This window comes from Agrobacterium sp. 16-2014-1-2a (genome assembly GCF_053522705.1).
The window spans coordinates 42,894-67,758 of sequence record NZ_JBNWBX010000012.1; the positions used below are offsets into that span (position 1 = coordinate 42,894).

Annotated in this window: 20 protein-coding genes; 6 read left to right on the forward strand and 14 right to left on the reverse strand. The window is 59.2% G+C overall.

All coding sequences use genetic code 11. The features are described 5' to 3' along the window. The first annotated feature begins 1 nt into the window (after position 1). From ACQZ45_RS25015 to ACQZ45_RS25025, 3 genes are read left to right on the forward strand one after another with little or no spacing between them, the layout of a single operon-like run. Positions 2 to 316 (forward strand): sarcosine oxidase subunit delta, encoded by a 315-nt coding sequence (locus tag ACQZ45_RS25015; protein ID WP_004431787.1) that lies wholly within the window; start codon positions 2 to 4, stop codon positions 314 to 316. Beyond that, complete coding sequence (locus ACQZ45_RS25020) at positions 313 to 3,273, forward strand: sarcosine oxidase subunit alpha (RefSeq protein ID WP_013762066.1); 2,961 nt, start codon at positions 313 to 315, stop codon at positions 3,271 to 3,273. Before ACQZ45_RS25015 ends, ACQZ45_RS25020 begins: the two co-directional genes overlap by 4 nt. Then, complete coding sequence (locus ACQZ45_RS25025) at positions 3,266 to 3,820, forward strand: sarcosine oxidase subunit gamma (RefSeq protein WP_013762067.1); 555 nt, start codon at positions 3,266 to 3,268, stop codon at positions 3,818 to 3,820. Before ACQZ45_RS25020 ends, ACQZ45_RS25025 begins: the two co-directional genes overlap by 8 nt. Here the strand turns inward: ACQZ45_RS25025 and ACQZ45_RS25030 are convergent. From ACQZ45_RS25030 to ACQZ45_RS25080, 11 genes are all read right to left on the reverse strand, one after another. Next, a complete protein-coding gene (locus ACQZ45_RS25030) occupies positions 3,817 to 4,857 on the reverse strand; it encodes a DUF2332 domain-containing protein (RefSeq protein ID WP_112191893.1) in 1,041 nt (346 codons plus the stop codon). The genes ACQZ45_RS25025 and ACQZ45_RS25030 overlap by 4 nt on opposite strands. Positions 4,858 to 4,885: 28 nt before the next feature. Next, complete coding sequence (locus tag ACQZ45_RS25035; protein ID WP_333704544.1) at positions 4,886 to 5,614, reverse strand: transporter substrate-binding domain-containing protein; 729 nt, start codon at positions 5,612 to 5,614, stop codon at positions 4,886 to 4,888. 30 nt (positions 5,615 to 5,644) lie between these two features. After that, positions 5,645 to 6,133 carry a MaoC family dehydratase gene (locus tag ACQZ45_RS25040; RefSeq protein WP_004431798.1) on the reverse strand — a complete coding sequence of 163 codons (489 nt, stop codon included), beginning with the start codon at positions 6,131 to 6,133 and terminating at the stop codon, positions 5,645 to 5,647. A gap of 54 nt (positions 6,134 to 6,187) precedes the next feature. After that, positions 6,188 to 8,143, reverse strand: coding sequence for a glycogen debranching protein GlgX (gene glgX, locus ACQZ45_RS25045; protein WP_013762071.1), 1,956 nt, complete (start codon positions 8,141 to 8,143; stop codon positions 6,188 to 6,190). A gap of 133 nt (positions 8,144 to 8,276) precedes the next feature. Next, complete coding sequence (locus ACQZ45_RS25050) at positions 8,277 to 9,905, reverse strand: alpha-D-glucose phosphate-specific phosphoglucomutase (RefSeq protein ID WP_013762072.1); 1,629 nt, start codon at positions 9,903 to 9,905, stop codon at positions 8,277 to 8,279. A gap of 4 nt (positions 9,906 to 9,909) precedes the next feature. Further along, positions 9,910 to 11,352 (reverse strand): glycogen synthase GlgA, encoded by a 1,443-nt coding sequence (glgA, locus tag ACQZ45_RS25055; RefSeq protein ID WP_013762073.1) that lies wholly within the window; start codon positions 11,350 to 11,352, stop codon positions 9,910 to 9,912. 5 nt (positions 11,353 to 11,357) lie between these two features. After that, the gene (gene glgC, locus ACQZ45_RS25060) at positions 11,358 to 12,620 is read right to left on the reverse strand and encodes a glucose-1-phosphate adenylyltransferase (RefSeq protein ID WP_004431809.1); all 1,263 of its coding nucleotides are present in this window, start codon (positions 12,618 to 12,620) and stop codon (positions 11,358 to 11,360) included. Between the two features lie 22 nt (positions 12,621 to 12,642). Further along, positions 12,643 to 14,850: a 1,4-alpha-glucan branching protein GlgB gene (glgB, locus tag ACQZ45_RS25065; protein ID WP_013762074.1), complete on the reverse strand. Its 2,208-nt coding sequence runs from the start codon at positions 14,848 to 14,850 to the stop codon at positions 12,643 to 12,645. Then, a complete protein-coding gene (locus ACQZ45_RS25070) occupies positions 14,850 to 17,312 on the reverse strand; it encodes a glycogen/starch/alpha-glucan phosphorylase (RefSeq protein WP_004431815.1) in 2,463 nt (820 codons plus the stop codon). Before ACQZ45_RS25070 ends, glgB begins: the two co-directional genes overlap by 1 nt. Positions 17,313 to 17,754: 442 nt before the next feature. Then, positions 17,755 to 18,525, reverse strand: coding sequence for a class II glutamine amidotransferase (locus ACQZ45_RS25075; protein ID WP_004431819.1), 771 nt, complete (start codon positions 18,523 to 18,525; stop codon positions 17,755 to 17,757). After that, the gene (locus ACQZ45_RS25080; RefSeq protein ID WP_013762076.1) at positions 18,526 to 19,239 is read right to left on the reverse strand and encodes an aspartate/glutamate racemase family protein; all 714 of its coding nucleotides are present in this window, start codon (positions 19,237 to 19,239) and stop codon (positions 18,526 to 18,528) included. A gap of 168 nt (positions 19,240 to 19,407) precedes the next feature. Between ACQZ45_RS25080 and ACQZ45_RS25085 the strand changes: the two genes are divergently transcribed. Further along, positions 19,408 to 19,869 (forward strand): Lrp/AsnC family transcriptional regulator, encoded by a 462-nt coding sequence (locus ACQZ45_RS25085; protein WP_003498392.1) that lies wholly within the window; start codon positions 19,408 to 19,410, stop codon positions 19,867 to 19,869. Positions 19,870 to 19,889: 20 nt separating this feature from the next. Here the strand turns inward: ACQZ45_RS25085 and ACQZ45_RS25090 are convergent, their stop codons facing one another. From ACQZ45_RS25090 to ACQZ45_RS25100, 3 genes are all read right to left on the reverse strand, one after another. Further along, positions 19,890 to 20,891 carry an aldose 1-epimerase gene (locus ACQZ45_RS25090; RefSeq protein ID WP_162690651.1) on the reverse strand — a complete coding sequence of 334 codons (1,002 nt, stop codon included), beginning with the start codon at positions 20,889 to 20,891 and terminating at the stop codon, positions 19,890 to 19,892. 154 nt (positions 20,892 to 21,045) lie between these two features. Then, positions 21,046 to 21,939, reverse strand: coding sequence for an NAD(P)-dependent oxidoreductase (locus ACQZ45_RS25095; protein WP_448742593.1), 894 nt, complete (start codon positions 21,937 to 21,939; stop codon positions 21,046 to 21,048). A 43-nt stretch (positions 21,940 to 21,982) separates the two neighbouring features. Then, on the reverse strand, positions 21,983 to 22,738 hold the full coding sequence (locus ACQZ45_RS25100) for an SDR family oxidoreductase (RefSeq protein WP_025595224.1): 756 nt from the start codon (positions 22,736 to 22,738) through the stop codon (positions 21,983 to 21,985). A 220-nt stretch (positions 22,739 to 22,958) separates the two neighbouring features. Between ACQZ45_RS25100 and ACQZ45_RS25105 the strand changes: the two genes are divergently transcribed. Beyond that, positions 22,959 to 23,990, forward strand: a complete 1,032-nt coding sequence (locus ACQZ45_RS25105) for an L-idonate 5-dehydrogenase (protein ID WP_004431840.1) — start codon at positions 22,959 to 22,961, stop codon at positions 23,988 to 23,990. Between the two features lie 290 nt (positions 23,991 to 24,280). Then, entirely contained in the window at positions 24,281 to 24,856 is a 576-nt protein-coding gene (locus ACQZ45_RS25110; RefSeq protein ID WP_013762080.1) for a GbsR/MarR family transcriptional regulator, read from the forward strand. Positions 24,857 to 24,865 lie beyond the last annotated feature (9 nt).

Genomic DNA, 24,865 nt, shown 5'->3' on the forward strand with positions numbered 1-24,865 from the left:
GATGCTTCTGATCCATTGCCCTTATTGCCGGGAAGACCGTTCCGAACTCGAATTTCGCTGGGCGGGCGAAGCCCATATCGCCCGGCCGGAAAACATTGCCGATATTTCGGACGAGGCCTTTGCCGAATATTTCTTCATTCGCGACAATGACAAAGGTCTCGTTTTCGAGCGCTGGCGCCACATTCACGGTTGCGGCCGCTTTTTCAACGCCGCCCGCGATTCCGTCAGCGATAAATTCCTGATGACCTACAAGGCAGGCGAGCCGAAACCGGATGCCGACGCGGTTCTTTCCGCCCAAAAGGGAGCTGCGCAATGAGCGGCGATTATCGTATCAAGGGCGCCGGTCGCCTGACACCTGCCAGAACGGCACGCTTCACCTTCGACGGCAAGATCTATCAGGCGCTGGAAGGCGACACGGTTGCATCCGCACTTCTGGCGAATGGCGTGCATCTGATTGGCCGTTCGTTCAAATATCACCGCCCGCGTGGTTTCCTTTCCGCCGGCCCGGAGGAGCCGAATGCGCTGATCGACGTATCGCGTGACAGCCTGCGCAAACAGCCGAATGTGCGCGCCACGGTGCAGGATGTATTCGACGGCGCCATCATCGCCTCGCAGAACCGCTTTCCGTCGCTGTCCTTCGATATCAGTGCGATCAACGATTTCCTGTCGCCGATGTTTGCGGCTGGTTTCTACTATAAGACCTTCATGTGGCCGAAGGCCGCGTGGCACAAGATTTATGAACCGATCATCCGTCGCGCAGCCGGTCTCGGCAAGGCGCCGACCGAGCCGGATGCGGATCATTATTCCGGCCGCTATGCCCATTGCGACGTGCTGGTGGCCGGCGGCGGTGTGGCCGGGCTGACAGCGGCGCTCGCCGCTGCAAAAACTGGCGCCAGCGTCATTCTGGTTGATGAGAATGCCGAAGTTGGCGGCGCGCTGCGTTTTGATACCGGTGCGGTCATCGACGGCCTGTCCGGATATGACTGGGCGCAAAAAGTTTTCACCGAACTGAAATCGCTGCCCAATGTGCGTGTTCTGACCCGCACGACAGCGTTCGGTTATTACAACCACAATTTCGTGGCGCTGGCCGAGCGTGTGACCGATCACCTCGCCACGCCGGCCAAACACCAGCCACGTGAAAGACTGTGGCAGGTCCGCGCCAAGAAAGTCGTTCTGGCGGCAGGCGCGATCGAGCGGCACATGGTCTTTGCCAATAATGATCGTCCCGGCATCATGCTGGCTTCTGCTGCGCGCATCTATCTCAACCATTACGGCGTGACCGTCGGCAATAATGTCGGTGTCTACACTGCCCATGATTCTGCCTATGAGACGGCATTCGATCTCAAGAAAGCGGGTGTGAAGATCGCCGCTATCGTGGATTGCCGCGAGAACCCCGATCGGCGGCTGCTGGACGAGGCGCGGGCGCTGGGCATCGAGGTACTGGCGGGTCACAGTGTTTACGATACGTCAGGGCGGCTGCGCGTTTCTTCCATGAGCGTTGGCCGCAATGGCGGCTCTAACAAGCGCAAGATTGCCATCGACGCGCTCGTCGTTTCGGCGGGCTGGACGCCTTCGGTGCATCTCTTCTCGCAATCGCGCGGCAAGCTGAAGTTTGACGCGGCAAACCAGCGGTTCCTGCCTGACATCCATGTGCAGAATTGTGTGTCAGTCGGCGCCTGCAACGGCACGGACGATCTCGCCGCATTGATCGCCGAGGCTGCTGCCGCAGGCGGCGGTGCAGCGGAATTCTCCGGCGAGAATGCGCGCGCCTGGACCGGCGGCATGATCGGCGCTGCGGAAGGGGCAGGCGAAGGCACCGGCGTCAAGGCCTTCATCGATTTCCAGCACGATGTCTGCGCCAAGGATATTCGCCTGGCCGTGCGTGAAGGCATGCATTCGGTCGAGCATATCAAGCGCTTCACCACCAATGGCATGGCGTCCGATCAGGGCAAGATGTCCAACATGCATGGCCTTGCCATTGCCTCGGAAGCGCTTGGGCGGGATCTGCCGAAGGTCGGTCTCACCACTTTCCGCCAACCCTACACGCCGGTCACCTTCGGCACGCTCATCAACCATTCGCGCGGTGCGCTGTTCGACCCGACCCGCAAGACGCCGATGCATGACGAAGAGGCTGCGGCAGGCGCCCTTTTCGAGGATGTCGGCAACTGGAAGCGCGCATGGTTCTTCCCGCGCGGCGGAGAGGATATGCACGAGGCGCTCAACCGCGAATGCAAGACGGTGCGGACAAGCGTCGGCGTGTTCGATGCCTCCACGCTCGGCAAGATCGAGGTGGTCGGCCCCGATGCGGCTAAGTTCCTGAACCTCATCTACACAAATGCCTGGGACACACTGAAACCCGGCCGTTGCCGCTATGGCATCATGACGCGCGAGGACGGTTTCGTTTACGATGACGGTGTTGTCGGTCGTCTTTCCGAGGACCGTTTCCACGTGACGACGACGACGGGCGGCGCACCGCGCGTTCTCCAGCACATGGAGGATTATCTCCAGACCGAATTCCCCGAGCTGAATGTCTGGCTGACATCGGCGACCGAACAATGGGCGGTGATTGCGGTGCAGGGACCGAAAGCGCGCGAGGTGATCGCGCCTTTCGTCGAGGGTATCGATATTTCGCCCGAAGCCTTCCCGCATATGGCGGTCGCGGAAGGCACCTTCTGCGGTGTGCCCACGCGTCTCTTCCGTGTATCATTCACGGGTGAGCTTGGTTTCGAAATCAACGTTCCGGCCGATTACGGCGCTGCCGTCTGGACCGCGATCCGTGAACGGGCCGAAGCGGTGGGCGGATGCCTTTATGGCACCGAGACCATGCACATCCTGCGTGCCGAAAAGGGTTACATCATCGTCGGACAGGATACCGACGGCACCGTGACACCTGACGATGCGGGGCTTGCCTGGGCCGTTTCCAAGAAGAAGACGGATTTCGTCGGTATTCGCGGTCTGAAACGCCCGGATCTCATGCGCTCCGGTCGAAAGCAGCTTGTGGGCCTCAAGACGAAGGACCGGCTGACTGTTCCCGAAGAGGGTGGCCAGATCGTTGCTGATCCAAACCAGCCGAAACCCATGACCATGCTCGGCCATGTCACTTCCGCCTACTGGTCGGAAAATCTCGGCCACTCCATCGCCTTTGCGCTGGTGGCGGATGGCAGGGCGCGCATGGGCGAAACGCTCTACATCCCGCTTGCCGATAAAACAATTGCCGTCGAAGTGACCGACATGGTCTTCCTCGACAAGGAAGGAGCCCGTCTCAATGGCTGACACACTTCACGCAAAACGCAAATCCGTACTCGAGGATTTCCACGGTGGTTCGCCCTTCGTCTCGCTGAAGCCCGCCGCCTCGGCGTCGCGGCTGTCGCTGCGCGCAAGGGAAAGCGCACTGCCGGCCCTCTCGGATGCACTCGGCCTGTTATTGCCCAACAGCCCGAAAAGCTCTGTCACATCGGGTTTGCGCTCCGCTCTCTGGCTTGGTCCGGACGAATGGCTGGTGATCGATCAGGGCGAAAGCGACCTGATGGCGGCGCTCGCCACCGTTCCCGGCCTGTTTTCGGCGACCGACGTTTCCCACCGCAACACGGCTGTCATCGTTTCCGGCCCCGGCGCGGAGGCAGCTCTGAACGCCGGTTGCCCGCAGGATCTGTCTATCGCACAGTTCCCGATCGGCGCCTGCTCGCGAACGGTTTTCGGCAAGGCGGAAGTGGTGCTGCTGCGCGTGGCTGACGATACGTTCCGGGTAGAGTGCTGGCGCTCCTTCGCCGAATATGTCGGCGGCCTGTTGCAGGAAGCGGCGCAGGACGTGGCGGTCTAGCTTTTCCACCCCTGCCATTCCACCCATCGCCCATGGAAATCGGCGCGGCCGATTTCCTGTTTCTTACCGGTCGGCCAGATTTGCAGGGTGATTGCGGCGCTTCCCGGCGTCGTATCTGCCTCCATCTGCAGGCGGGCAAGCGGAGCCTCAGGGGTGGCACGGCTTCCAGCCTCGGCGATCAGCGTTTCGCCGGCCTCTTTCAGCGCATCGGGCAGATATTGCCAGGCGACGGAATGGTAGACCACATGGGCAGCGCCCGAATGTTGCGCGGCAAGGCGGCGTTGCAGCCAGTCAATTGCGTCAGCCTTTTCAACGTGCAAGCCGTTCTCCACCGCAATACGCAGGGCGGCCGCCGTGCGCTCCAGCCTGTCGGTCTGATCGGCCCAGACATATGACATCAGCCGCAACCGGTCCTCGGCAGACGACGGATCGAGTGGGTTAAGATCGCAGCCGGCGCGCTCGATGACCTCTATCCGCTTGTCGGGCGGGGTGTCTCCGCGCCATTCCGGCGACATGGACACTTCGGATTGCCTGCCCCAGGCAAGATCGCCAAGACGATACTGGTAGCGGTCAAATTGCAGGTTCAGACCGGCGCTGGCGCCGACCTCTGAAAGGACCAGCGGCTTGCCCAAAAGCTCCGCAATGGAAAGAAAACCCGGCAGCAGCACAGCGGAACGGCGGACTTCGTTGGTCTGCGGCGGCGATTTCAGCCTTTCGAGGATGAAGCCCGAATGGAAGCGCAAGGCACTTGCGCAAGCCTGCCAGAGCGCATTCTCGTCTTCGGGTGCTATATCGACAAGAGGAGTGATCTTGTCCTCGATGACAAGCGCATGCAGGGCACCGGCAAGCCGCAGTGGAACGGAATCGCCGGACGGGCCGACATCGCCAGGCCAGGACAAAATCATCTCGCCAACGTCCGTCTGGCGATCCAGCCGCGCCGCCACCGCGCGGCAAAGCCGTGCGGTAAAGGGCGAACCGAGGCTGTCGCAGGCTCTTGCCTGTGCGAGAAACGCGTCTCTTACGGCTTCATCATGCATTGGGCCGTCTCCTTTGCGCAGTCCGGCGTTACTTTGCCAGACTGGCCTCGCCGTTGACGAGGGCTTGATCATTAAAACCAAAATTGCGCATCAGCACACGGTGCTCGTCTGATCCGATATAACAAAGAAGCGCCGCATCGACCGCGCTCTGGAGTTCCCGGTCGGATTGGCGGAAAGCAAATGCGCCTGAGGCTGCTGGTCTCTCTTTCGGTAAAACAGAGACAACTTCCAAATCGAGCTCTGGATTTTGCTGCATAAAACCGAGATGGGCCATGGCCACGCTGGCATAGGCGTCGGCACGCCCATCCAATACGGCCTGAGCGGCCTCGTCGTAAGTCTCGCAAATGAGAATGCGGTCATCGGGCACGCCCGCTTCCATAATTGCGCGATGTTGTATCTGATCACGGATCGCGACCAGCGTACATTCCGGATTTTTTGCTGCCGATGCGTATCCGCCCAGATCTCTGAGGTTGCCCTTCCTCACCAAGAGTCCATCAGGCAACGCCCAGATGGGATGGCTGAACGTCACGATCTTTCTGCGTTCAGCGGTATCGAAGAGGCCAGTAGTCATATCCCAAAGGTTTTCGTTCAGCCCAGGCAACAATTGCGAGAATTCGGTTTCGATGAATTCAATGTCATGAATACCAATCATGGCTAGAATGACTCGCGCCAACTCCACATCGCACCCGGTCACATCGCCGCATTCGTTCCTGTAGTTGAACGGAGGTTCTATCAAATATGCGAATCTCACAGACACTCCGATCTCAAATTGGGATTTACTTCGCCATCAGGCGTCTTGCGGCCTGTCCTCGGGGTTGAATTGGGTGATGGTTGTCCAGCGGGCAGTGAGCGCCGGTTTTTTCTCGTTTTCTATCTCCACCGTAACATCATAGGTCGTTACCAGCATGGCGGCGCCGCGAAACCGCGCCTCGGCCAAAGTGAAACGGCCACGCACCCGTGCTCCGCTTTTGACCGGCGTGACGAAGCGGACGGCGTCAAAGCCGTAGTTGATGCCCATGGTCGTTTCGCGAATGCGGGGCAGGGCATCGTAATTCAGAGCCGAAAGCAGCGAGAGCGTCAGGAACCCATGCGCGATAGTGCCGCCAAAGGGGCTTTCCGCCTTGGCGCGTTCCGGGTCGGTGTGGATGAACTGTTCGTCCAGCGTCGCTTTTGCGAAGGCGTCGATCATTGTCTGGTCGACGGTGATCCAGTCGGAAACGCCCAGCTCCGTGCCGACGAAATTTTTCATTTCCGCCAGCGCTATTTCCTTTGCCATGTTACCTCTTCTCGATTGCCTTTCGGAACTTATAAAGGTGCCGGGGCCAAGCGATCAACCGCGCAGATAAAACACTACCGAGCGGGCAGGCAGGAAGGCCGGATTGCCGAAATCCGTGCCGATCGCTTGCCAGTCGTCGCCCGGCAGGGTGAAGGGCACGATCTCATGGCTGCGGTTGATGAGCACGGCAAGCTCCGCGTCGTTTTCGGTCTCGTGGTCCGGCGTGGCAAGCACCATGGCGAAAGCCGGCATGTCCGGCCTTTCCCATTCCGCGACGATCATCGGTTCTCCGCCGGGGGCAAGCCATGTCACATCGCCGTTGCCGGAGAAAAACTCGGTTTGCGAAAACACGCCGAAGCGTTTGCGAAGTGCTGCAAGAAATGCCGTGTGGTCAGTCAGCTCCTGGGAGAGCGACGACCAGTCGACCCATGTTATCTCGTTGTCCTGGCAATAGGCATTGTTATTGCCATGCTGGCTGCGGCCACCCTCATCGCCGGCGGTCAGCATCAACGTGCCGCGACTGACGAAGAGCGTGGAAAGCAGCGCTTTCACATCCGCGTGGCGGGCGGCCACGACGGCAGGATCGTCCGTCAATCCCTCCAAACCATTGTTCCAGGAATGATTTTCATTATGCCCGTCGCGATTGTTCTCGCCGTTTTTCTCATTGTGCTTGTGTTCGTGGCTGACGAGATCGAACAGGGTGAAACCGTCATGGGCGGCAAGGAAATTGACGCTGCGGCTTTTCGAACGTCCATGGCGGGAAAAGATCGGCGAAGAGCCGGAAAGCGCATTGGCCAACGCCCCGGTCGTTCCCGCATCGCCGCGCCAGAACCGGCGCATGTCGTCGCGGGCGCGGTCGTTCCATTCCAGAAAGCTCTCCGGAAAATTGCCGAGCTGATAGCCGCCGGGGCCGATATCCCATGGTTCGGCGATCAGCACGCGGTCGTATAGTACCGGGTCAGAGTGCATGGCGGCAAGCGTTTCGCTGGCCATGTCGAAGCCACTAGCCGTTCGTCCCAATATGGGCGCGAGATCGAAACGGAAGCCATCGATACCGGCATTGAGAACGAAATGCCTGAGGGAATCGATAATGAGCTGGCGCACATAGGGATGATCGCAGGCCACCGTGTTGCCGGTGCCGGTGTCATTGACCAGCACGCCCGGCTTTCCTTCCGGGTGACGGAAAGCGGTGAGATTGTCCAGTCCGCGCAAAGACAGGATGGAGCCTTCGCTGTCGCTTTCACCCGTATGGTTGAAGACCAGATCGAGAATGACGCCGATGCCTTGCGCGTGCAGGGCTGCAACCGTGTCGCGCAGCTCCCGCACTCCGCCGGGGCAGAGGCGCGGATCGAGCGCCATGAAGCCAACGGGGTTGTATCCCCATGCATTGGAAAGGCCAAGCGGCGGCAGGTGGCGCTCGTCGATCCAGGCGGTGATCGGCATCAGCTCCACCGCATCGACACCGATTTTTTTCAAATGCGCGATAATGGCAGGATGAGCCAGCGCTGCCACCGTGCCTCTCAGCTCTTCCGGCACGGCAGGATGCAATTTGGTGAAGGATTTAACCGCGAGTTCGTAAATCAGCCCGCCTTCGGCAAAGCGTGGCGGCTGGCGCCTGACCTGCTCATATTGCGACAGGATCGCCTTCGGCATGATCGCGCCCGTGTCTTCGCCATAGGCCAAAAGCGCGGCATCATGCCGGAATGGCCGGTCTATCTCCGTGGCATAGGGGTCTAGCAGCAGTTTTGCGGGGTCGAACCACAGGCCATGTTCGGGGGCATAAATACCGTCGGCGCGGTAGCCATATCGCGCACCGGGGCCGGTCTCGGCAACTGTCAGCCGGTGAATGTCATTCTCATCGCGCCTCATTGGCAAACGCGCCGTCTCTTTTTCGCCCGTCGCATCAAAAAGGCAAAGGTCGATTTGTGAGGCGTGCCGGGAATAGACCGCAAATTCCGTTCCGTTTTCCGTCTGGGTTACGCCTTTGGGGAAAACGGCTGGTTTCTGCATGGTCTCTCTCTCCGGAAGATGATGATATCAAGTCTGGCGGGGAGGTTAGTCAGTAACCTCAGGCGGCCTCCTGGCCGCCTGCCAAGTTTTTCGCTATGCCCGTTGCCGGAAACGGTGCGTGCAATGCAAAACCTTACGTGATGACGGTCGGTTCGTTGCGGCCGGTATGGGCCTTGATGCCGGCGATCGTATCGGCAACGGAAATAAGGTCGGCAAGCGCCGCCTGCGTTTCGATGCCGTGACGGGCCGCATCCGGCTCATAGCGCTCGACGTAAAGTCTGAGCGTTGCGCCCGCAGTGCCCGTGCCGGAAAGGCGCAGCACGATGCGCGAACCACCTTCGAACAGGATGCGGATACCCTGGTTCTTGCTGACGGACTGGTCGACCGGGTCGAGATAGGCGAAATCATCAGCAGCTGCGACCTTAAGATTGCCGTAGCTGGTGCCTGGAAGTGTTGCGAGTTTTTCGCGCAGGATGGCCACCAGCGTGTTTGCTGCGTCCGAATCCACTTCCTCATAATCGTGGCGGGAATAATAGTTGCGGCCATATTCGGCCCAGTGCTTGGTAACGATGTCCTTCACGCTTTCCTTGCGGGCGGCGACAATGTTCAGCCAGTAGAGCACGGCCCACAGGCCATCCTTTTCGCGCACGTGGTTGGAGCCGGTGCCGAAGCTTTCCTCACCGCAGATTGTAACCTTGCCGGCATCCATGAGGTTGCCGAAAAATTTCCAGCCGGTTGGCGTCTCGTACATGCCAAGCCCAAGCTTTTCGGCGACGCGGTCGGCTGCGGCACTTGTCGGCATGGAACGGGCGATGCCGGAAATGCCGGCGGCATAACCGGGCGCGAGCCGCGCATTGGCGGCGATGATCGCCAGGCTGTCGGACGGGGTGACAAACATGCCCTTGCCGACCACCATGTTGCGGTCGCCGTCGCCATCCGACGCCGCGCCGAAATCGGGACCTTCCGGGCTCATGACATCGTCGTAAAGCTCCTTGGCGTGCACCAGGTTCGGGTCAGGGTGGTGGCCGCCGAAATCGGGCAGGGGCGTTGCGTTGCGGACCGAGCCCTTCGGCGCGCCGAGACGCTTTTCGATGATTTCCACGGCATAGGGGCCGGTGACGGCACTCATTGAATCGACGACAACCTTGAAGCCGCCGGCAATCAGGGCGCGAATGGCGGCAAAATCGAACAGTTCTTCCATCAAAGCGGCATAATCGGCGACCGGATCGATGACGTCGACCGTCAGTTCATCCACCTTGAAGCTGCCCACCTTGTCGAGATCGACGTCTGCAGCGTCGGAAATCTTGTAGCTATCGATGACCTTCGAGCGGGCATAGATCGCGTCGGTGATCTTTTCCGGCGCTGGGCCGCCATTGCCGATATTGTATTTGATGCCGAAATCTTCGTTCGGGCCGCCGGGATTATGGCTGGCGGAAAGCACGATGCCGCCGAAGGCTTTGTATTTGCGGATGATATTGGAGGCGGCGGGAGTGGAGAGAATGCCGCCCTGACCGACCAGCACCTTGCCGAAACCGGCGGCGGCCGCCATCTTGATCGCCTTCTGGATGACTTCGCGGTTGTAATAACGGCCATCGCCGCCGATCACCAGCGTCTGGCCCTGAAAGCCCTCAAGCGAGTCGAAGATCGACTGGATGAAGTTTTCGGCATAATTTTCCTGGGCGAAGACGGGTACCTTCTTGCGCAGGCCGGATGTGCCCGGCTTCTGATCCTGAAAGGGTGTCGTCTGAACGGTCTTGATCATTGTTTCAATGGCCTCTCGAAATAAGCTGGCTGTAAAGCGCGGCATAGAGCGCAGCGCTTTTTTCCCAGGAAACATCGGATTTCATTCCGAGTTTCTGCATTTGTGTCCATAGTTTCGGGTCGTTGTAATAACGGATGGTTCGACGGATCGCCTGTTTCAGACCGTCGAGCGTGACGGGTGAGAATTGTACACCGGTCGCCGATTTATTGGCGATGGCGGCATGGTTGGCGTCGATCACCGTATCGGCAAGGCCGCCGGTTCGGGCAACCACGGGAACGCAGCCATAACGCAGCGCGTAAAGCTGGGTAAGGCCGCAGGGCTCGAAGCGCGAGGGGATGATGATCGCATCGCAACCCGCCTGCATCAGATGCGACAGCGGCTCATTATAACCGATGGCGACACCGACGCGGCCATGGTGGCGGGATGCCGCCGCCAGAAGCGCGCCTTCCAATGCCACATCGCCGGCGCCCAGCACGACCAGACGGCCGCCGAGGGAAACGATTTCGTCCACGGCTTCCGCCATGAGATCGATGCCCTTTTGCCAAGTCAGCCGGGAGATGACGCAGAAGAGCGGACTGTCATCCTGGTCGATGCGGAAATGTTCTGCGACGGCCTTCTTGTTCAGCGCGCGGTTCTTGAGATTGGTGACGGAATAGTTGTCGTGGATCAGATGGTCGGTGGCCGGGTTCCAGACATCGGCGTCAATGCCGTTGACGATACCGTGCAGCACATGGGCGCGGCTGCCGATCACCCCTTGCAGCCCCATGCCGAATTCCGCGGTCAGGATTTCTTCCGCATAGGATGGGCTGACCGTGCTGAGTGCGGTTGCCGTCTGCAAGCCGCCCTTGAGGAAGCTGACATCGTTATAATATTCGATGCCTTCCATGCCGAAGGCGTGGGCGGGCAATTCGAGCTTGCTGAAGATATTGGCCCCGAACTGACCCTGAAAAGCAATGTTGTGGATGGTGAGAAGGCTCGGAATCTCTGGCGTTTCGGCATAACGCATATAGACCGGGGTCATCGCTGCCTGCCAGTCATGGGCGTGCACCATATCCGGCCGCCAGCCGGGAAGCACACCGGCGCCGATTCGTGCCGCTGCCAGCGAGAGCGCCGCAAAGCGCTTCCAGTTATCGGGATAATCCTTGCCGGTCTGGCCGAGATAGGGGCCGCCGGAACGCTCGTAATAGGCGGGCGCGTCAAGGATCAGAAGGTCTAGCCCCTCATGTTCGACTTCAAGCAGATCGGCCTTTTCGCCAAGCAGATCGGTGAACTCAAAACATTTGACGGGATCCGTCACGGCGGCTTTCACCGCCGGATATCCGGGTATCAATGTGCGCGTTCTCACACCATAGGCTTCGAGAGCGATGGGGAGGGCGCCGGTAACGTCGGCGAGCCCTCCGGTCTTGATCAGGGGATAAATTTCGGATGAAACCGAAAGGACATTCATGGGCTCTACAGGTCCAGCTTGTCGATCATCGATTGGGTGATAAGGCAAATGCCGTTTTCCGTGCGGCGGAAACGTTTGGCATCCAGTTCGGGGTCTTCTCCTACAATCAGTCCTTCCGGAATGACCACTCCATGGTCGATGACGACGTTGCTGAGCTGGGCGTGGCGCCCGATCTTTACACTCGGCAGTACTACGGCATTCTCAAGGCGGGAGTATGAATTGGCGCGCACGCCTGTGAACAGAAGGCTACGGTTGAGGGCGGCGCCGGAAATGATGCAATCGCCCGACACAACCGACGACACGGCAGAACCGCGGCGGTCCTCATCGTCATGCACGAATTTCGCCGGCGGAGTGATTTCCGCATAGGTCCAGATCGGCCAGGACTTGTCATAGATATCGAGGTCAGGCACCACATCCGTCAGGTCGATATTGGCCTGCCAATAGGCATCGATGGTTCCGACATCGCGCCAGTATGGTCCGTGCTCGAAATCCGAACGCACGCAGGAGTCCGCAAAACGGTGGGCGACGGCTTTGCCGTGCTGGACAATGTAGGGAATGATGTCCTTGCCGAAGTCGCGGCTGGAGGTGGGGTCGGCGGCATCGCGACGCAGCGCTTCCATCAGGAATTTCGTATGGAAGACGTAGATCCCCATCGAGGCAAGCGCGAAATTCTCATTTCCGGGAATGCCGGGCGGATCAGCCGGCTTTTCGATGAAGTCGATGATCTCGTCTTTTTCGTTCACATGCATCACGCCGAAGCCCGACGCTTCCTTGCGTGGCACTTCAAGGCAACCGATCGTTACATCCGCGCCGGAATCGACATGCTGTTGCAGCATGTATTCGTAGTCCATCTTGTAAATATGGTCGCCGGCCAGAATGACCATATATTCAGGCGCATAGGGCTCGATAATGTCGATGTTCTGGTAAACGGCGTCGGCGGTGCCTTCGTACCATTGCGTTTCGGACACGCGTTGCGAGGCCGGCAGAATGTCAAAGCTTTCGTTACGCTCTGGACGGAAGAAGTCCCAGCCGCGTTGCAGGTGGCGGATGAGGGAGTGAGCCTTGTATTGCGTGGCGACGCCGATGCGGCGAATGCCGGAATTCAGCGCGTTCGAAAGTGCAAAATCGATAATGCGGGCCTTACCGCCAAAATAAACCGCTGGTTTTGCCCGGCGGTCTGTCAATTCCTTCAAACGGCTTCCTCTACCGCCCGCGAGAACATAGGCCATTGCATCACGCGCCAGGGGCTGAACTCTTTTTTCCGACATGGTTGTCCTCCCGTTCTGTCTGTCAGTTTTCCGGTTCGAGCATGATCGTTGCCAAGGGCGGCAGGACGAGCATCGCCCCGATTTCCCCACCGGCATTGACCGCCTGAACGCGTCCGCCATTTCCCTTGCCGCTGCCGCCATAAATTTCGGCATCGGTGTTGAGAATCTCCCGCCACCGCCCCGCAACAGGAAGCGGCACATAATAGTTTTCCCGGTAGACCGGGGTCAGATTGCAGATGACCGCCACCGGTTTTTCGCCGGGCGCCGAGCGCAGCCAGGCGAAGACGGAATTCTCGTGATCGTCGACCACCAGCCATTGGAAACCTTCGGGTTCGCAGTCACGGGCGTGCAGAGCGGCTTTCGAACGGTAGGTGAGGTTGAGATCGCGCACGAGGCGGCGCATACCCTCATGCATCGGATATTGGCGAAGGTTCCAGTCGAGCGATCCCTTTTCGCTCCATTCGCTCCACTGGGCGAACTCCTGCCCCATGAACAGCAGCTTCTTGCCGGGATAACCCCACATGAAGCCGTAATAGGACCGGAGATTGGCAAATTTCTGCCAGTCGTCGCCGGACATCTTGGCGATCAACGATCCCTTGCCGTGCACTACTTCGTCATGGGAAAGCGGCAGCACGAAATTTTCGGTGAAGGCATAAAGCAGCCCGAAGGTCAGTTCCTGATGGTGGAACTTGCGGTGCACCGGCTCACGCGAGAAATAGCTCAGGGTGTCGTGCATGAAACCCATATTCCATTTGAAGCCGAAACCGAGGCCGCCCTCGTGAACCGGCTGCGACACTTTCGGCCAGGAGGTGGATTCTTCAGCAATGGTCATGACGCCCGGATGGGTGCCGTAGACGAGCGAGTTCATCTTCTGCAGGAAGCGGACGGATTCCAGGTTCTCGCGCCCGCCATATTCGTTGGGGATCCACTCGCCTTCCTTGCGGGAATAATCGAGATAGAGCATCGAGGCGACGGCATCGACGCGCAATCCATCGAGATGGAATTTTTCGGCCCAATAAAGCGCGTTGTTGACGAGGTAGGACAATACCTCAATGCGGCCGAAATTGTAGATGGCCGTGTTCCAGTCGGGGTGAAAACCCTGACGCGGGTCGGCATGTTCGTAAAGCGCTGTCCCGTCAAACAGGCCTAGGCCGTGCTCGTCGGTTGGAAAATGCGCGGGAACCCAGTCGAGGATCACGCCGATGCCGACCTTGTGGGCGCCGTTGACGAAGCGGGCGAAACCTTCCGGATCGCCGAAACGGGCGGTCGGGGCATAAAGCCCGGTCGTCTGGTAACCCCAGGACGGATCGTAGGGATGTTCGGTGATCGGCAGAAACTCGATATGGGTGAAGCCCATATCCGTGCAATAGGGAATGAGCTGGGTGGCCATTTCGTCCCAGCTGAGGAAGGTGCCGTCCTCGCGACGCCGCCAGGAACCGGCGTGCACCTCGTAAATGCTGATCGGCTGCCGGCGCTGGTCCACTTGCGCCCAATGTTCCCGGTGGGCCTGATCTTCCCATTTCTGCGCCAGTTCTGGTGCGGTGACGGAGGCGTTCTTCGGCCGCAGTTCACCACGCCGTGCATAGGGGTCGGCCTTCAGCGGTAGAAGCTCGCCGTTTGCGCCGAGAATCTCGAATTTATAGGCGCAGCCGGCATAGACGTCAGGTGCGAAAATTTCCCAGATGCCGGTATCCTTGCGGAAGCGCATCACATGCCGTCGACCATCCCAATTGTTGAAATCGCCGACGACGGAGACGCGCCGCGCATTGGGAGCCCAGACGGCGAAGTGGAAACCTTCGACGCCTTCAAGCTTGAGCGGATGAGCGCCCATCTTGTCGAACAGTCGCAGATGCGATCCCTCGCGGACGAAATAATCGTCCATCGGTCCAAGAACCGGACCAAAGCTGTAGGGGTCGGTCACTGCCCATTCCGCATCGTCGCGACAGGCGCGATAACGCACCGGCTGACGCATGGTGAGATCGACCGGGCCTTCGAAGAAACCCTCAGGATCGAGCTGCTTCAGTTCGCCGACGAAAGATCCGTCCAGTGTGAGGACAGACACTTCTTCAGCCCCCGGAATGAAACACCGTGCAGAAAAACCTCCCGGCGTTTCGTGAACGCCGAGAAGTGCAAAGGGGTTGGAATGCAAACCGCTCTTGATCGCCTCGATTTCAGCCTTCGTGATTTCGCCAGTCTTTTTCTCTTCGGCCGAATTGAGCGGTTTTTTCATCAGGCTCTCCAGATATCGGCGGCGTATTGCCGGATCGTCCTGTCGGACGAGAACCAGCCCATACGCGCCGTGTTACGGACTGTTTTCGCATACCAGCTTTCCGGATCGCTCCAGATCGCATCCACCTTGCGCTGCGCTTCGGCGTAGGCGTCGAAGTCGGCCGCGACCATGAACCAGTCGCTGTTGTAAATGCCGTCGATCAGCCCGGCAAAGCGGGAGCGGTCGTCGGGTGAGAATACGCCAGAGGCGATGGATGACAGCGCCTGCGACAGTTCCACCGACTGTTCAATAATCGCGCGGGGGTTGTGGCCCTCGGCGCGCGCTTTCGACACCTCTTCCGCCGTCATGCCGAAGATGACGATGTTGTCCTCGCCGACATGTTCGAGCATTTCGACGTTCGCACCATCCAGCGTGCCGATGGTGAGCGCGCCGTTCAGCGCAAACTTCATGTTGCCGGTGCCCGAGGCTTCCATGCCGGCCGTCGAGATCTGTTCGGACAGATCGGCGGCCGGAACCATGATTTCCGCAAGCGAGACGTTGTAGTTCGGAATAAATACCACTTTCAGAAGCCCGCGCACGGCCGGATCGTTGTTGATGACCCGGGCAATATCGTTGGCAAGTTTTATGATCAGCTTCGCGTTGTGATAACTCGGCGCTGCCTTGCCTGCGAAGAACTTAACGCGCGGTACCCAATCCAGTTCCGGGTGAGAACGGATCTGGTCGTAAAGCGCCACCGTTTCGATAAGGTTCAGAAGCTGGCGCTTATATTCATGGATGCGCTTGATCTGGATGTCGAACATGGCCGAGGGATCGACACGGATGCCCATGCGTTGCGCCACCGTATTGGCAAGCCGCACCTTGTTCAGACGCTTCACTTCGGCAAATTTTTCGCGGAAACCGGCATCGTCGGCGAAGCGGTCGAGCGCTGTCAGCTTTTCCGCATCGTCGAGGAAATCGTCGCCGATCGCTTCCCGGATCAATCCGGTCAGGCCGGGGTTGCACTGCATCAGCCAGCGGCGCGGGGTGATGCCGTTGGTCTTGTTGTTGATGCGCTCGGGATAAAGGCTGTGCAGGTCGGCAAAGACCGTTTCCTTCATCAGTTCGGTATGAAGTGCCGAGACACCGTTGATGGAATGCGAGCCGATAAAGGCGAGATTGCCCATGCGCACGCGCCGCTCACCGTTTTCGTCGATCAGCGAGATGGACCGGATCTGCTGATCCGGCATCTTCTTTTCCTTGCGTGCGTAGACCAGCGTATTGGCATTGATCGCATAGACGATCTGCATGTGCCTCGGCAAAAGCCGCTCGAGCAGCGGGACGGGCCAGCTTTCCAGCGCTTCGGGCAAAAGCGTGTGGTTGGTGTAGGAGAAGGTGCCCTGCGTGATCTTCCAGGCTTCGTCGAATTCAAGGCCGTGGACATCGCATAGCAGGCGCATCATTTCGCAGATGGAAATGGCCGGATGCGTGTCGTTGAGCTGGATCGAAACCTTGTCGGGCAGCGAGGTGAAATCCGGATATTGCTGCAGGTGACGGCGCAGAATGTCCTGCAGGGAGGCGGAGGAGAAGAAGAACTCCTGCCGCAGACGCAATTCCTGGCCGGCCGGGGTCGCATCGGCGGGGTAGAGAACGCGCGTCAGGCTTTCGGCCTTGTTGCTTTCCCGCAGCGCGCCAATGTGGTCGCCGGCATTGAAGGCGGCAAGCAGAATGGGGTCGATAGGCTGCGCCGACCATAGGCGCAAGGTGTTGACGCGGGTGCCGCGCCAGCCGACGACAGGCGTGTCGTAAGCCATGGCAATGACGCGTTCGGCCGGTTTCCAGACGAAGCGCTGCGGCTCCTCATATCCACCGATGGTTTCCACCGATCCGCCAAAGCCGATTTCATACGAGCTTTCGCGGCGTTCGAATTCCCAGGGATTGCCGTGCGCCAGCCAGGTCTCCGGCAATTCCACCTGCCATCCGTCCGCCATCTGCTGGCGGAAAAGGCCGTGCACATAACGGATGCCGTAGCCATAGGCGGGAATATCGACGGTTGCCATCGATTCCATGAAACAGGCAGCGAGACGGCCAAGGCCGCCATTGCCAAGTGCCGCATCCGGTTCCAGTCCCGCAATGACATCGAGATCGACGCCGAGCGAAGAAAGCGCGTCCCTGATTTCGTGCATCAGCCCGATATTGGAGATCGCATCGCGCATCAGGCGACCGATCAGAAACTCGAGCGACAGGTAATAAACGCGCTTGGAATTGTTGGCATAGGCCTTGCGGGTGGAGGCCATCCACTTGTCGATGATGCGGTCACGGACGACGAGAATGGTCGCGGTCAGCCAGTCGTGCGGCTTGGCAACTTTTACGTCCTTGCCGATACGGTAGGTGAGGCGCTCGATGATTTCCGCTGCCATGATTTCCGGGTTGGAACTGCGCGGGGCGGGACGGGGAAGATCGGCGGCGTTTAGATTATTGATCATTGGTCGGTCAGCACCTTGGTGGGAGGAGAGGGTCTGATGAGGTCGATCCGGTTTGCCTTTACTGATGCCAGTTTATGCATCGATATGGAGGCGTGGCAACAGCATTTTTTGTGGAAATTTGAACGGCTTAGGGTAATGAAAAATAACACTTTTTCTTCAGCGTCCCGAGGATCGCCAAAGGCATTGCCTGCCCATTGTCCGTCATTCATGAACGGGTTTACATGGTCGTTGCGATGCAGGGCATCGTTCAAGAAAGGGAGAGGGGCTGCAACACTTCTGAAATGGTTCACCGGTCCTGAAATCTGTTTCGGTCTATCGGATCACACACTAGCCTTCGCGGCGGAGATAATTCAATGAAAATAAACACGACGCTGCCGCAGCCGCGCCCACCGGTGGCGGCCAAACTGAAAAAAATGGCCTCGGTCGTCATGAAATGCGACGTTTACGGCAGGGAAAAAGGTTCAGTGGTCATACCGCCGGCGCGGATCGTCACCCGGGTATTTGGCGGCACCGCACACCACGGGGTGCAATCGAAGGAAAAGGGTTCCGAGCTTAGCGCTATGCCCTCTTCAAGCCCACGCCAGTAAAGCGTTGGCGGCTTGTCGTCGCTTGACCAGCGGAAGGCGTGCAGGCAATCGCCATCCATCAACACGGCGCTGAACCGCAACGCGGAAGAAACACCCGCCGCGATCATCTTTTCCAGGCAGAGGCGCAGCGCGGTGGAAATGGCCCGAACCGGGTCCGCATCAAGGCCGTGGCCGGCGGCAATCAGGAAGATGGCTTCGCTGTCGCCGGTGCCGCGCCGGGCGGAATAAATATCATCGGGTATGAGGGAATCAATGTCGCGCCTGATCTGCTCGTAGCCGCCGATCTGGCCGTTATGCATGAACAGATATTGACCATGCGCAAAGGGGTGGCAATTGGCACGGGATACTTCGCCTGATGTGGCGGAGCGGACGTGGGCCATGAACATGCCCGAGCGAAGCTGGTGGCAAAGGGCGGCCAGATTGGCGTCGGACCAGGCGGGTCTGGTGTCGCGAAAAACGCCGGGCGTTCCGCGCTCGCCATACCAGCCAAGACCGCAACCGTCGCCATTGACGACGGTTTTAGCTTCCCTTGCGGCCATGGACTGGCTGACCAGCGACGCTTCCGGCTCGATCAGAAGACTGTCGAGCCAGACCGGTTTACCGGAATAGGCAAAAAGGCGGCACATTCATGCAGCTCTGTTCAGGGCCTTGTTTCCGAGCGCGAAGCCGACAGCGGCCTGGGCGTGAATGGCGGTCGAATCGTAACCCGGCAAAGGCAGGGCATCGGGATCGATCAGCAGGGAAATTTCGGTGCAGCCGAGAATGACGGAATCGACGCCGAGCGCACGGGCTTTCTCGATGACCGACATGTAGCGCTCGCGCGAGCACGACTTGATCTCGCCCTGGCACAATTCGCCAAAAATGATGTCGTGGATGGCGGCCCTGTCTTCCTCATCCGGCACGACCACATCGACGCCGTGGCGGCGCATGCGGTCGGTGTAGAAGCCATGTTCCATCGTGTAGCGCGTGGCGAGCAGAAGCGGCTTGCGGCGTCCATCCGCCTTCAATGCGGTGGCAGTTTCGTCAATGATGTCGATGAGAGTGACGCCCGACATTTTTTCAACGGTTTCCGCAACGAGGTGCATGGTGTTGGTGCAGATCAGCACACAATCGGCACCCGCATTGGCAAGACGCGCACCCGCAGCGCCCAAAAGCGCGCCGGCCTCATCCCAGCGGTCGGCCTTCTGAAGGGCGACAACCTCGGAAAAATCGAGCGAATGCATGACGATATCGGCCGATACGAGCCCACCGCGGCTGTCACGAACGGCCTCGTTGATCATGCGATAATAGGTTGCGGTGGATTCCCAGCTCATGCCGCCGATCAGACCGATCCGTTTCATAGACGTTCCCTTATAAAAGTTTGATTGATGACAAGAATGCCATTGCCGCGATGAAAACGGCATGCGTTTTTTCAGGGATTTAGAAGACAGATTGCAAATTATGGGCGTGCATTATGCTCAGCTCGCAAATTTCTTGCGCCACTACGTTAACCGGTGCATTCTGAAACAATGATTGACGACCGTGACCGCCGAATCCTTGCAATTCTCCAGGAGAATGCAGAAACACCTCTCGCCGATATCGCGGATGAGGTGTCGTTATCGCTTTCCGCCTGTTCCCGCCGTATCACGCGTCTGCGTGCGGAAGGATATGTGACCGGCACGATGGCGCTGCTCGACCGGCGGAAAATCAACCTGCCGACCACGGTTTTCCTGCTCGTGAGAACCGGCCTGCATGCGGAGGACTGGCTGGACCGGTTCCATGCCGCCGTCAGCACCATACCGGAGATCGTCGAGGTGCACCGGCTGACCGGCAATTTCGATTATATTCTGAAACTCGTGCTTCCAAATGTCGAATATTACGACACCATCTACAAACAGATCCTCCGGCGGGTCGAGCTTTACGACATGTCCGCCTATATCTCCATGGAGACGGTGAAGCTGTCGTCTTCACTCCCGACGACGCATATCTGATCGCAATATTTGGTCTTTTTTCAGCGCTCGGCTTCAAAACGGAAACCAAAGCGGAAACTTCGGGTCTCGCCCGGTTGAAGGGTGATGTCCGCTTCAAGTTGCGGCTGGTTGAAAGCGTTTGTCGGTGTTTCCACAGGTTCGAGCGCGATGGATTTTCGCCTGTCGCGGGCAAGCGTATCGCCGGTAAAGACATGCATGTGGCCGCGCTCCTGCCAAACGGTCAGGCTCGAACCATCGTTCCGGTTTTCGATCCTAGTCTCGTAAAGCCCGTTTGCGGATGGGATCAGATCGGTAAAGCAGACATCCAGCACATGGCCTGCGAGCGGCGCGGCAGAAAGAAACGCTGCATCGTCCCGTTTGAGAATGCCCGTCTCACTGTCGGTGAGTGGTATCAAATTCTCGTCCGTTTCGATCGCTGTTCGCGACGGTAGGGTGAGAAGGAGATCGTCGATGGAGGATATGCCGGGCAGACGGAAATAGGGATGCCAGCCGGCCGCAAAGGGCAAAGGCCGGTCGTCGCCATTGATGCCGCGTATATCGATGGTAACCGCATGGCCGGCAAACCGGTATTCCACCTCGATGGCGAGATGGTAGGGATAGCCCTTGAATTCGGCCGGCAATATCTCGGCACGAAAGACGATAATGTGCGCGTCGTTTTCCTCGAAAGATCGGTCGAGGGCGAAGGGCAGGGCACGGGCAAATCCGTGGAAGACGAGGTCCTCGTGGGCAAGCACCGGCTCGATACGGTGCATCTCCCCGCCAAATTTAAATTGGCCCTGAGGAATGCGATTGGTGAAGGGGGCGAGAATGCCGTTTCTCACGCCGTTCTGCGACTGCAATTCCTGAAGCGACGAATAGCCGTCGACAAGGTTTTTTGCATTGCCATCGGCAAGTCGTGGCCGCCAGCTCAGAAGGGTCGCGCCCTCATAAGCGATCTCGGCGCTGAAGCCGTTTCCGGAAACGGTCAGGCTGGCAATCCCCGTGCCTGTTGCGGAAGTGGTCATCGGGAAATTGTCCTTCATGCAAGCGTCTGCGGCCGTCGGGCCGATTGCGCCGCCGATTCGCCCGATCATCTTCGCTGCGGAGACATTTCGCAATGGCCATGACGGTGGCACACCTTAATGACCTCGCGTCAGCTCGGCCTCTAAGGTTTTATTGCCCTGGCCATGGCGCAAATCATTCCGTGAAGGTGCGTTTCGCGCCGGTGAAAAATTCCATTAGGGCGGCCTGATCCTCGCCGCCAAGTCCCGCCGCTGTCAGCATGCGGTGCACCTCGGCGCAAACCGCCGTCAGCGGCATGGCCGTGTTGGTGCGTCGAGCCAGATCCTGCGCGCCGTTCAGGTCCTTGACCATATTGTCGATGCGGCCAGTGCGGCGGTAATCCTTCGCCACGTAACGTGGCATATATTCCTGAAGGATTGCGCTGTCGGCGCGGCCGCCTTTCAGCGCCTGCGGAATTTTGGTGGCATCGACGCCGGCATCCAGCGCAAGCTGCGTTGCTTCCGCTACGGCAAGGAAGTTCAGCCCGCAAAGAACCTGATTGATGAGCTTCGTCGTCTGGCCTGCGCCGCTTGGACCCATATGGGTGTAGTTGCTGGCCACGTGCCGCAGCACGCGATGGGCATCGGCCACATCCTTTTCGGTGCCGCCGGCCATCAGGGTCAGTTGCCCGACGAGTGCCTTCGGCGCGCCGCCGGAAAGCGGGCTGTCCACCCAGCGCAGCCCCTTTTCAGCCGCATCCGCCGCCAGTTCTTTTGTCGCTTCCGGATCGATGGAGGACATGTCGATGATCAGCGTGCCGGGCCTGGCCCCCGCCGCCACGCCATCTTTGCCGAAAACGGCGGCGCGGACGATTTTCGGCGAATTGAGGCTGAGGATCACGACATCGGAGAGCGAAGCCGCTTGCGCCGCCGTCTCGGCGCTATGCGCACCAAGGCTGGTCAAAGCCGCCACCTTTTCCGCGTCCAGATCGAAAACCGTCAGGTGATTGCCGGTCTCGATCAGCCGCGTACCGATCGCGCCGCCCATCGCGCCAGCGCCAATGAGGGCGATTTTGTTCTTCTCGGTCATGGTGCTCACGGTCTCCTCCCAAAGCGTCGTGGTTACGGCTTCTTCAAAGCGAGGCGGTAATGCCGCCGTCGACGTAAAGAATATGTCCGTTCACGAAAGACGAGGCATCGGACGACAGGAAAATGCAGGCGCCGACAAGCTCTTCGACCTTGCCCCAGCGGCCGGCGGGCGTGCGTTTTTCAAGCCATGCTGAAAACGTCTCGTCTGCCACCAGGGCCGCGTTGAGCGGCGTGTCGAAATAGCCCGGCGCAATGGCGTTGCACTGCAGGCCATATTTCGCCCAGTCCGTCGCCATGCCCTTCGTCAGATTGCCGACGGCGCCCTTGGTGGCGGTGTACGGCGCGATACCGGGGCGGGCGAGAGCGGTCTGGACGCTGGCGATGTTGATGATCTTGCCACGTCCACGGCTGATCATATGACGCGCGACGGCTTGCCCTGCGTGGAACACCGAGGCGATGTTTGTCTGTAACAGGCGCTCGAAGGCGTCGGCCGGAAAATCCTCCAGCGGTGTGCGGTGCTGCATGCCGGCATTGTTGACCAGAATATCGATGGGGCCGACTTCCGCCTCGAAACCGTCGATGGCCTTGCGCACCGCGTCATGATCGGTGGCATCGAAGGCGAGCGTCTTGGCACCCTTGATGCCTGCGGCGGCTGCTTTCAGCTTTGCCTCGTCGCGGCCGTTCAGCACCACTTCGGCTCCCGCCTCCACCAGGCCCTGCGCCAGCGCAAAGCCGATGCCCTGCGACGAGCCGGTGATCAGGGCGCGGCGGCCGGAAAGATCGAACAAATTAAGGCCCACTGTTTCCTCCAGTCTCTCGACATTGCTTTCATGCCGGTTTATGTTATCGATAACATTCATCCCTTTCAGACGTGGATGTCAAGGCTTAAACGCCTGTTTCCGGTACGCAACATGCGCGCGGGGAGGCTGCAGGGCGGCGGAGACGCGGCCGGCGGCAATGATTGGGATAGGGATTATTTTGTTGCGCCGTTTAAGGCGCGATATCGAACGGGAGATATTTATGAGAGCGATTGTCGCCCACGGGGCAAAGGATGTGCGCATCGAGGAGCGGCCGGAGGAGGCGCCGGGGGCAGGAGAAGTGCGTCTTCGTCTGGCTCGGGGCGGGATTTGCGGCAGCGATCTTCACTATTACAATCACGGCGGTTTCGGCGCGGTACGGCTTCGCGAACCAATGGTGCTGGGACATGAGGTCTCCGCCATTGTTGAGGAGCTGGGCGAGGGCGTCGAGGGGCTGAAGGTTGGCGGTCTGGTCGCGGTTTCGCCGTCCCGTCCGTGCAGGACCTGCCGCTTTTGCCAGGAAGGCCTGCACAATCAGTGCCTCAACATGCGCTTTTATGGCAGCGCCATGCCGTTTCCGCATATTCAGGGCGCTTTCCGCGAGGTTCTCATCGCGGATGCCCTGCAATGCGTTCCGGCCGACGGTTTGAGTGCCGGTGAGGCAGCTATGGCGGAACCGCTGGCGGTAACACTCCATGCCACCCGCCGCGCCGGCGATTTGCTCGGAAAACGCGTGCTCGTAACCGGCTGCGGCCCCATCGGCATTCTCTCCATCCTGTCTGCCCGCCGTGCCGGTGCCGCTGAAATCGTCGCGACCGATCTTTCGGACTTCACGCTTGCCAAGGCGCGGGAAGCGGGCGCGGACCGCGTCATAAACAGCAAGGATGAGCCTGATGCGCTGGCGGCGTACGGCGCGAACAAGGGAACCTTCGACGTTCTCTATGAATGCTCCGGTGCCGCCGTTGCACTTGCGGGCGGGATTACGGCGTTGCGTCCGCGCGGCATCATCGTCCAGCTTGGCCTTGGTGGCGATATGAGCCTGCCGATGATGGCGATTACTGCCAAGGAACTCGATCTGCGCGGCTCTTTCCGGTTCCACGAGGAATTCGCGACGGGCGTCGAACTGATGCGCAAAGGCCTGATCGACGTCAAGCCGTTCATCACCCAGACGGTGGACCTCGATGACGCCATCTCGGCCTTCGAATTTGCCTCCGACCGCAGCCGTGCCATGAAGGTGCAGATCGCTTTTTCGTAAGCGCCTGTTGCGCACGCCGGTTTGTCGACGTCTTGATCGGCGGTGGATTAATCCCCGCCGATTTTTCATGCGCGCGCTTCCATCTACAACATGACGTCTTTGATGTTATCGATATCATTTCGTGCGTCGCGGGCCGGGAAAGTGTGCCAGAGGGCGCAGCCCTGATTCCCGGCAGACGCTGCCTCTTCTGATTTGCACATATTGACGCAGGTCAAAAAGGTGATTTGCCGATTGCCATTTTTTGCTTTATCGAAATTTCAGAAATTACTGAAAATACAGGAAGCAAAGAAATGCCCACCAATCTTTCTCCGCTCGTTCAGTCCTTCGTGCTGCATTTCGGCGAGATGGGCAGCCGCTGGGGCATCAACCGCACGGTCGGCCAGGTCTATGCTTTGCTTTACATCTCGCCGAAGCCGCTCTGCGCGGACGACATTGTCGAGTCGCTCGGCATTTCCCGTTCCAATGTGTCGATGAGCCTGAAGGAGCTTCAGGCATGGAACCTTGCAATTCTCAAGCATTTCCCCGGCGACCGGCGCGATTTTTTCACGACGCCGGAGGATGTGTGGCAAATTCTGCGCACCCTTGCCGAAGAGCGCAAGAAGCGCGAGATCGACCCGACACTCAGCGTGCTTCGTGAAATCCTGATGGAGAAGCCGGAAAACGAAGAGGAGCGGCATGCGCAGAAGCGCATCGATGAGATGAAAACGCTGATCGAGCAGCTCACCGGCTGGTATGACGATGTGAAGAAGCTGGAGACGGAGCGGTTGGCTTCGCTTCTGGCACTCGGCTCGAAGGTCACGAAGCTTCTGGAGGCCAAGGACAAGATCGTCTCTCTTGCCAGACCCCGTGCCAAGAAGGACAGGTGAGGAGATCGT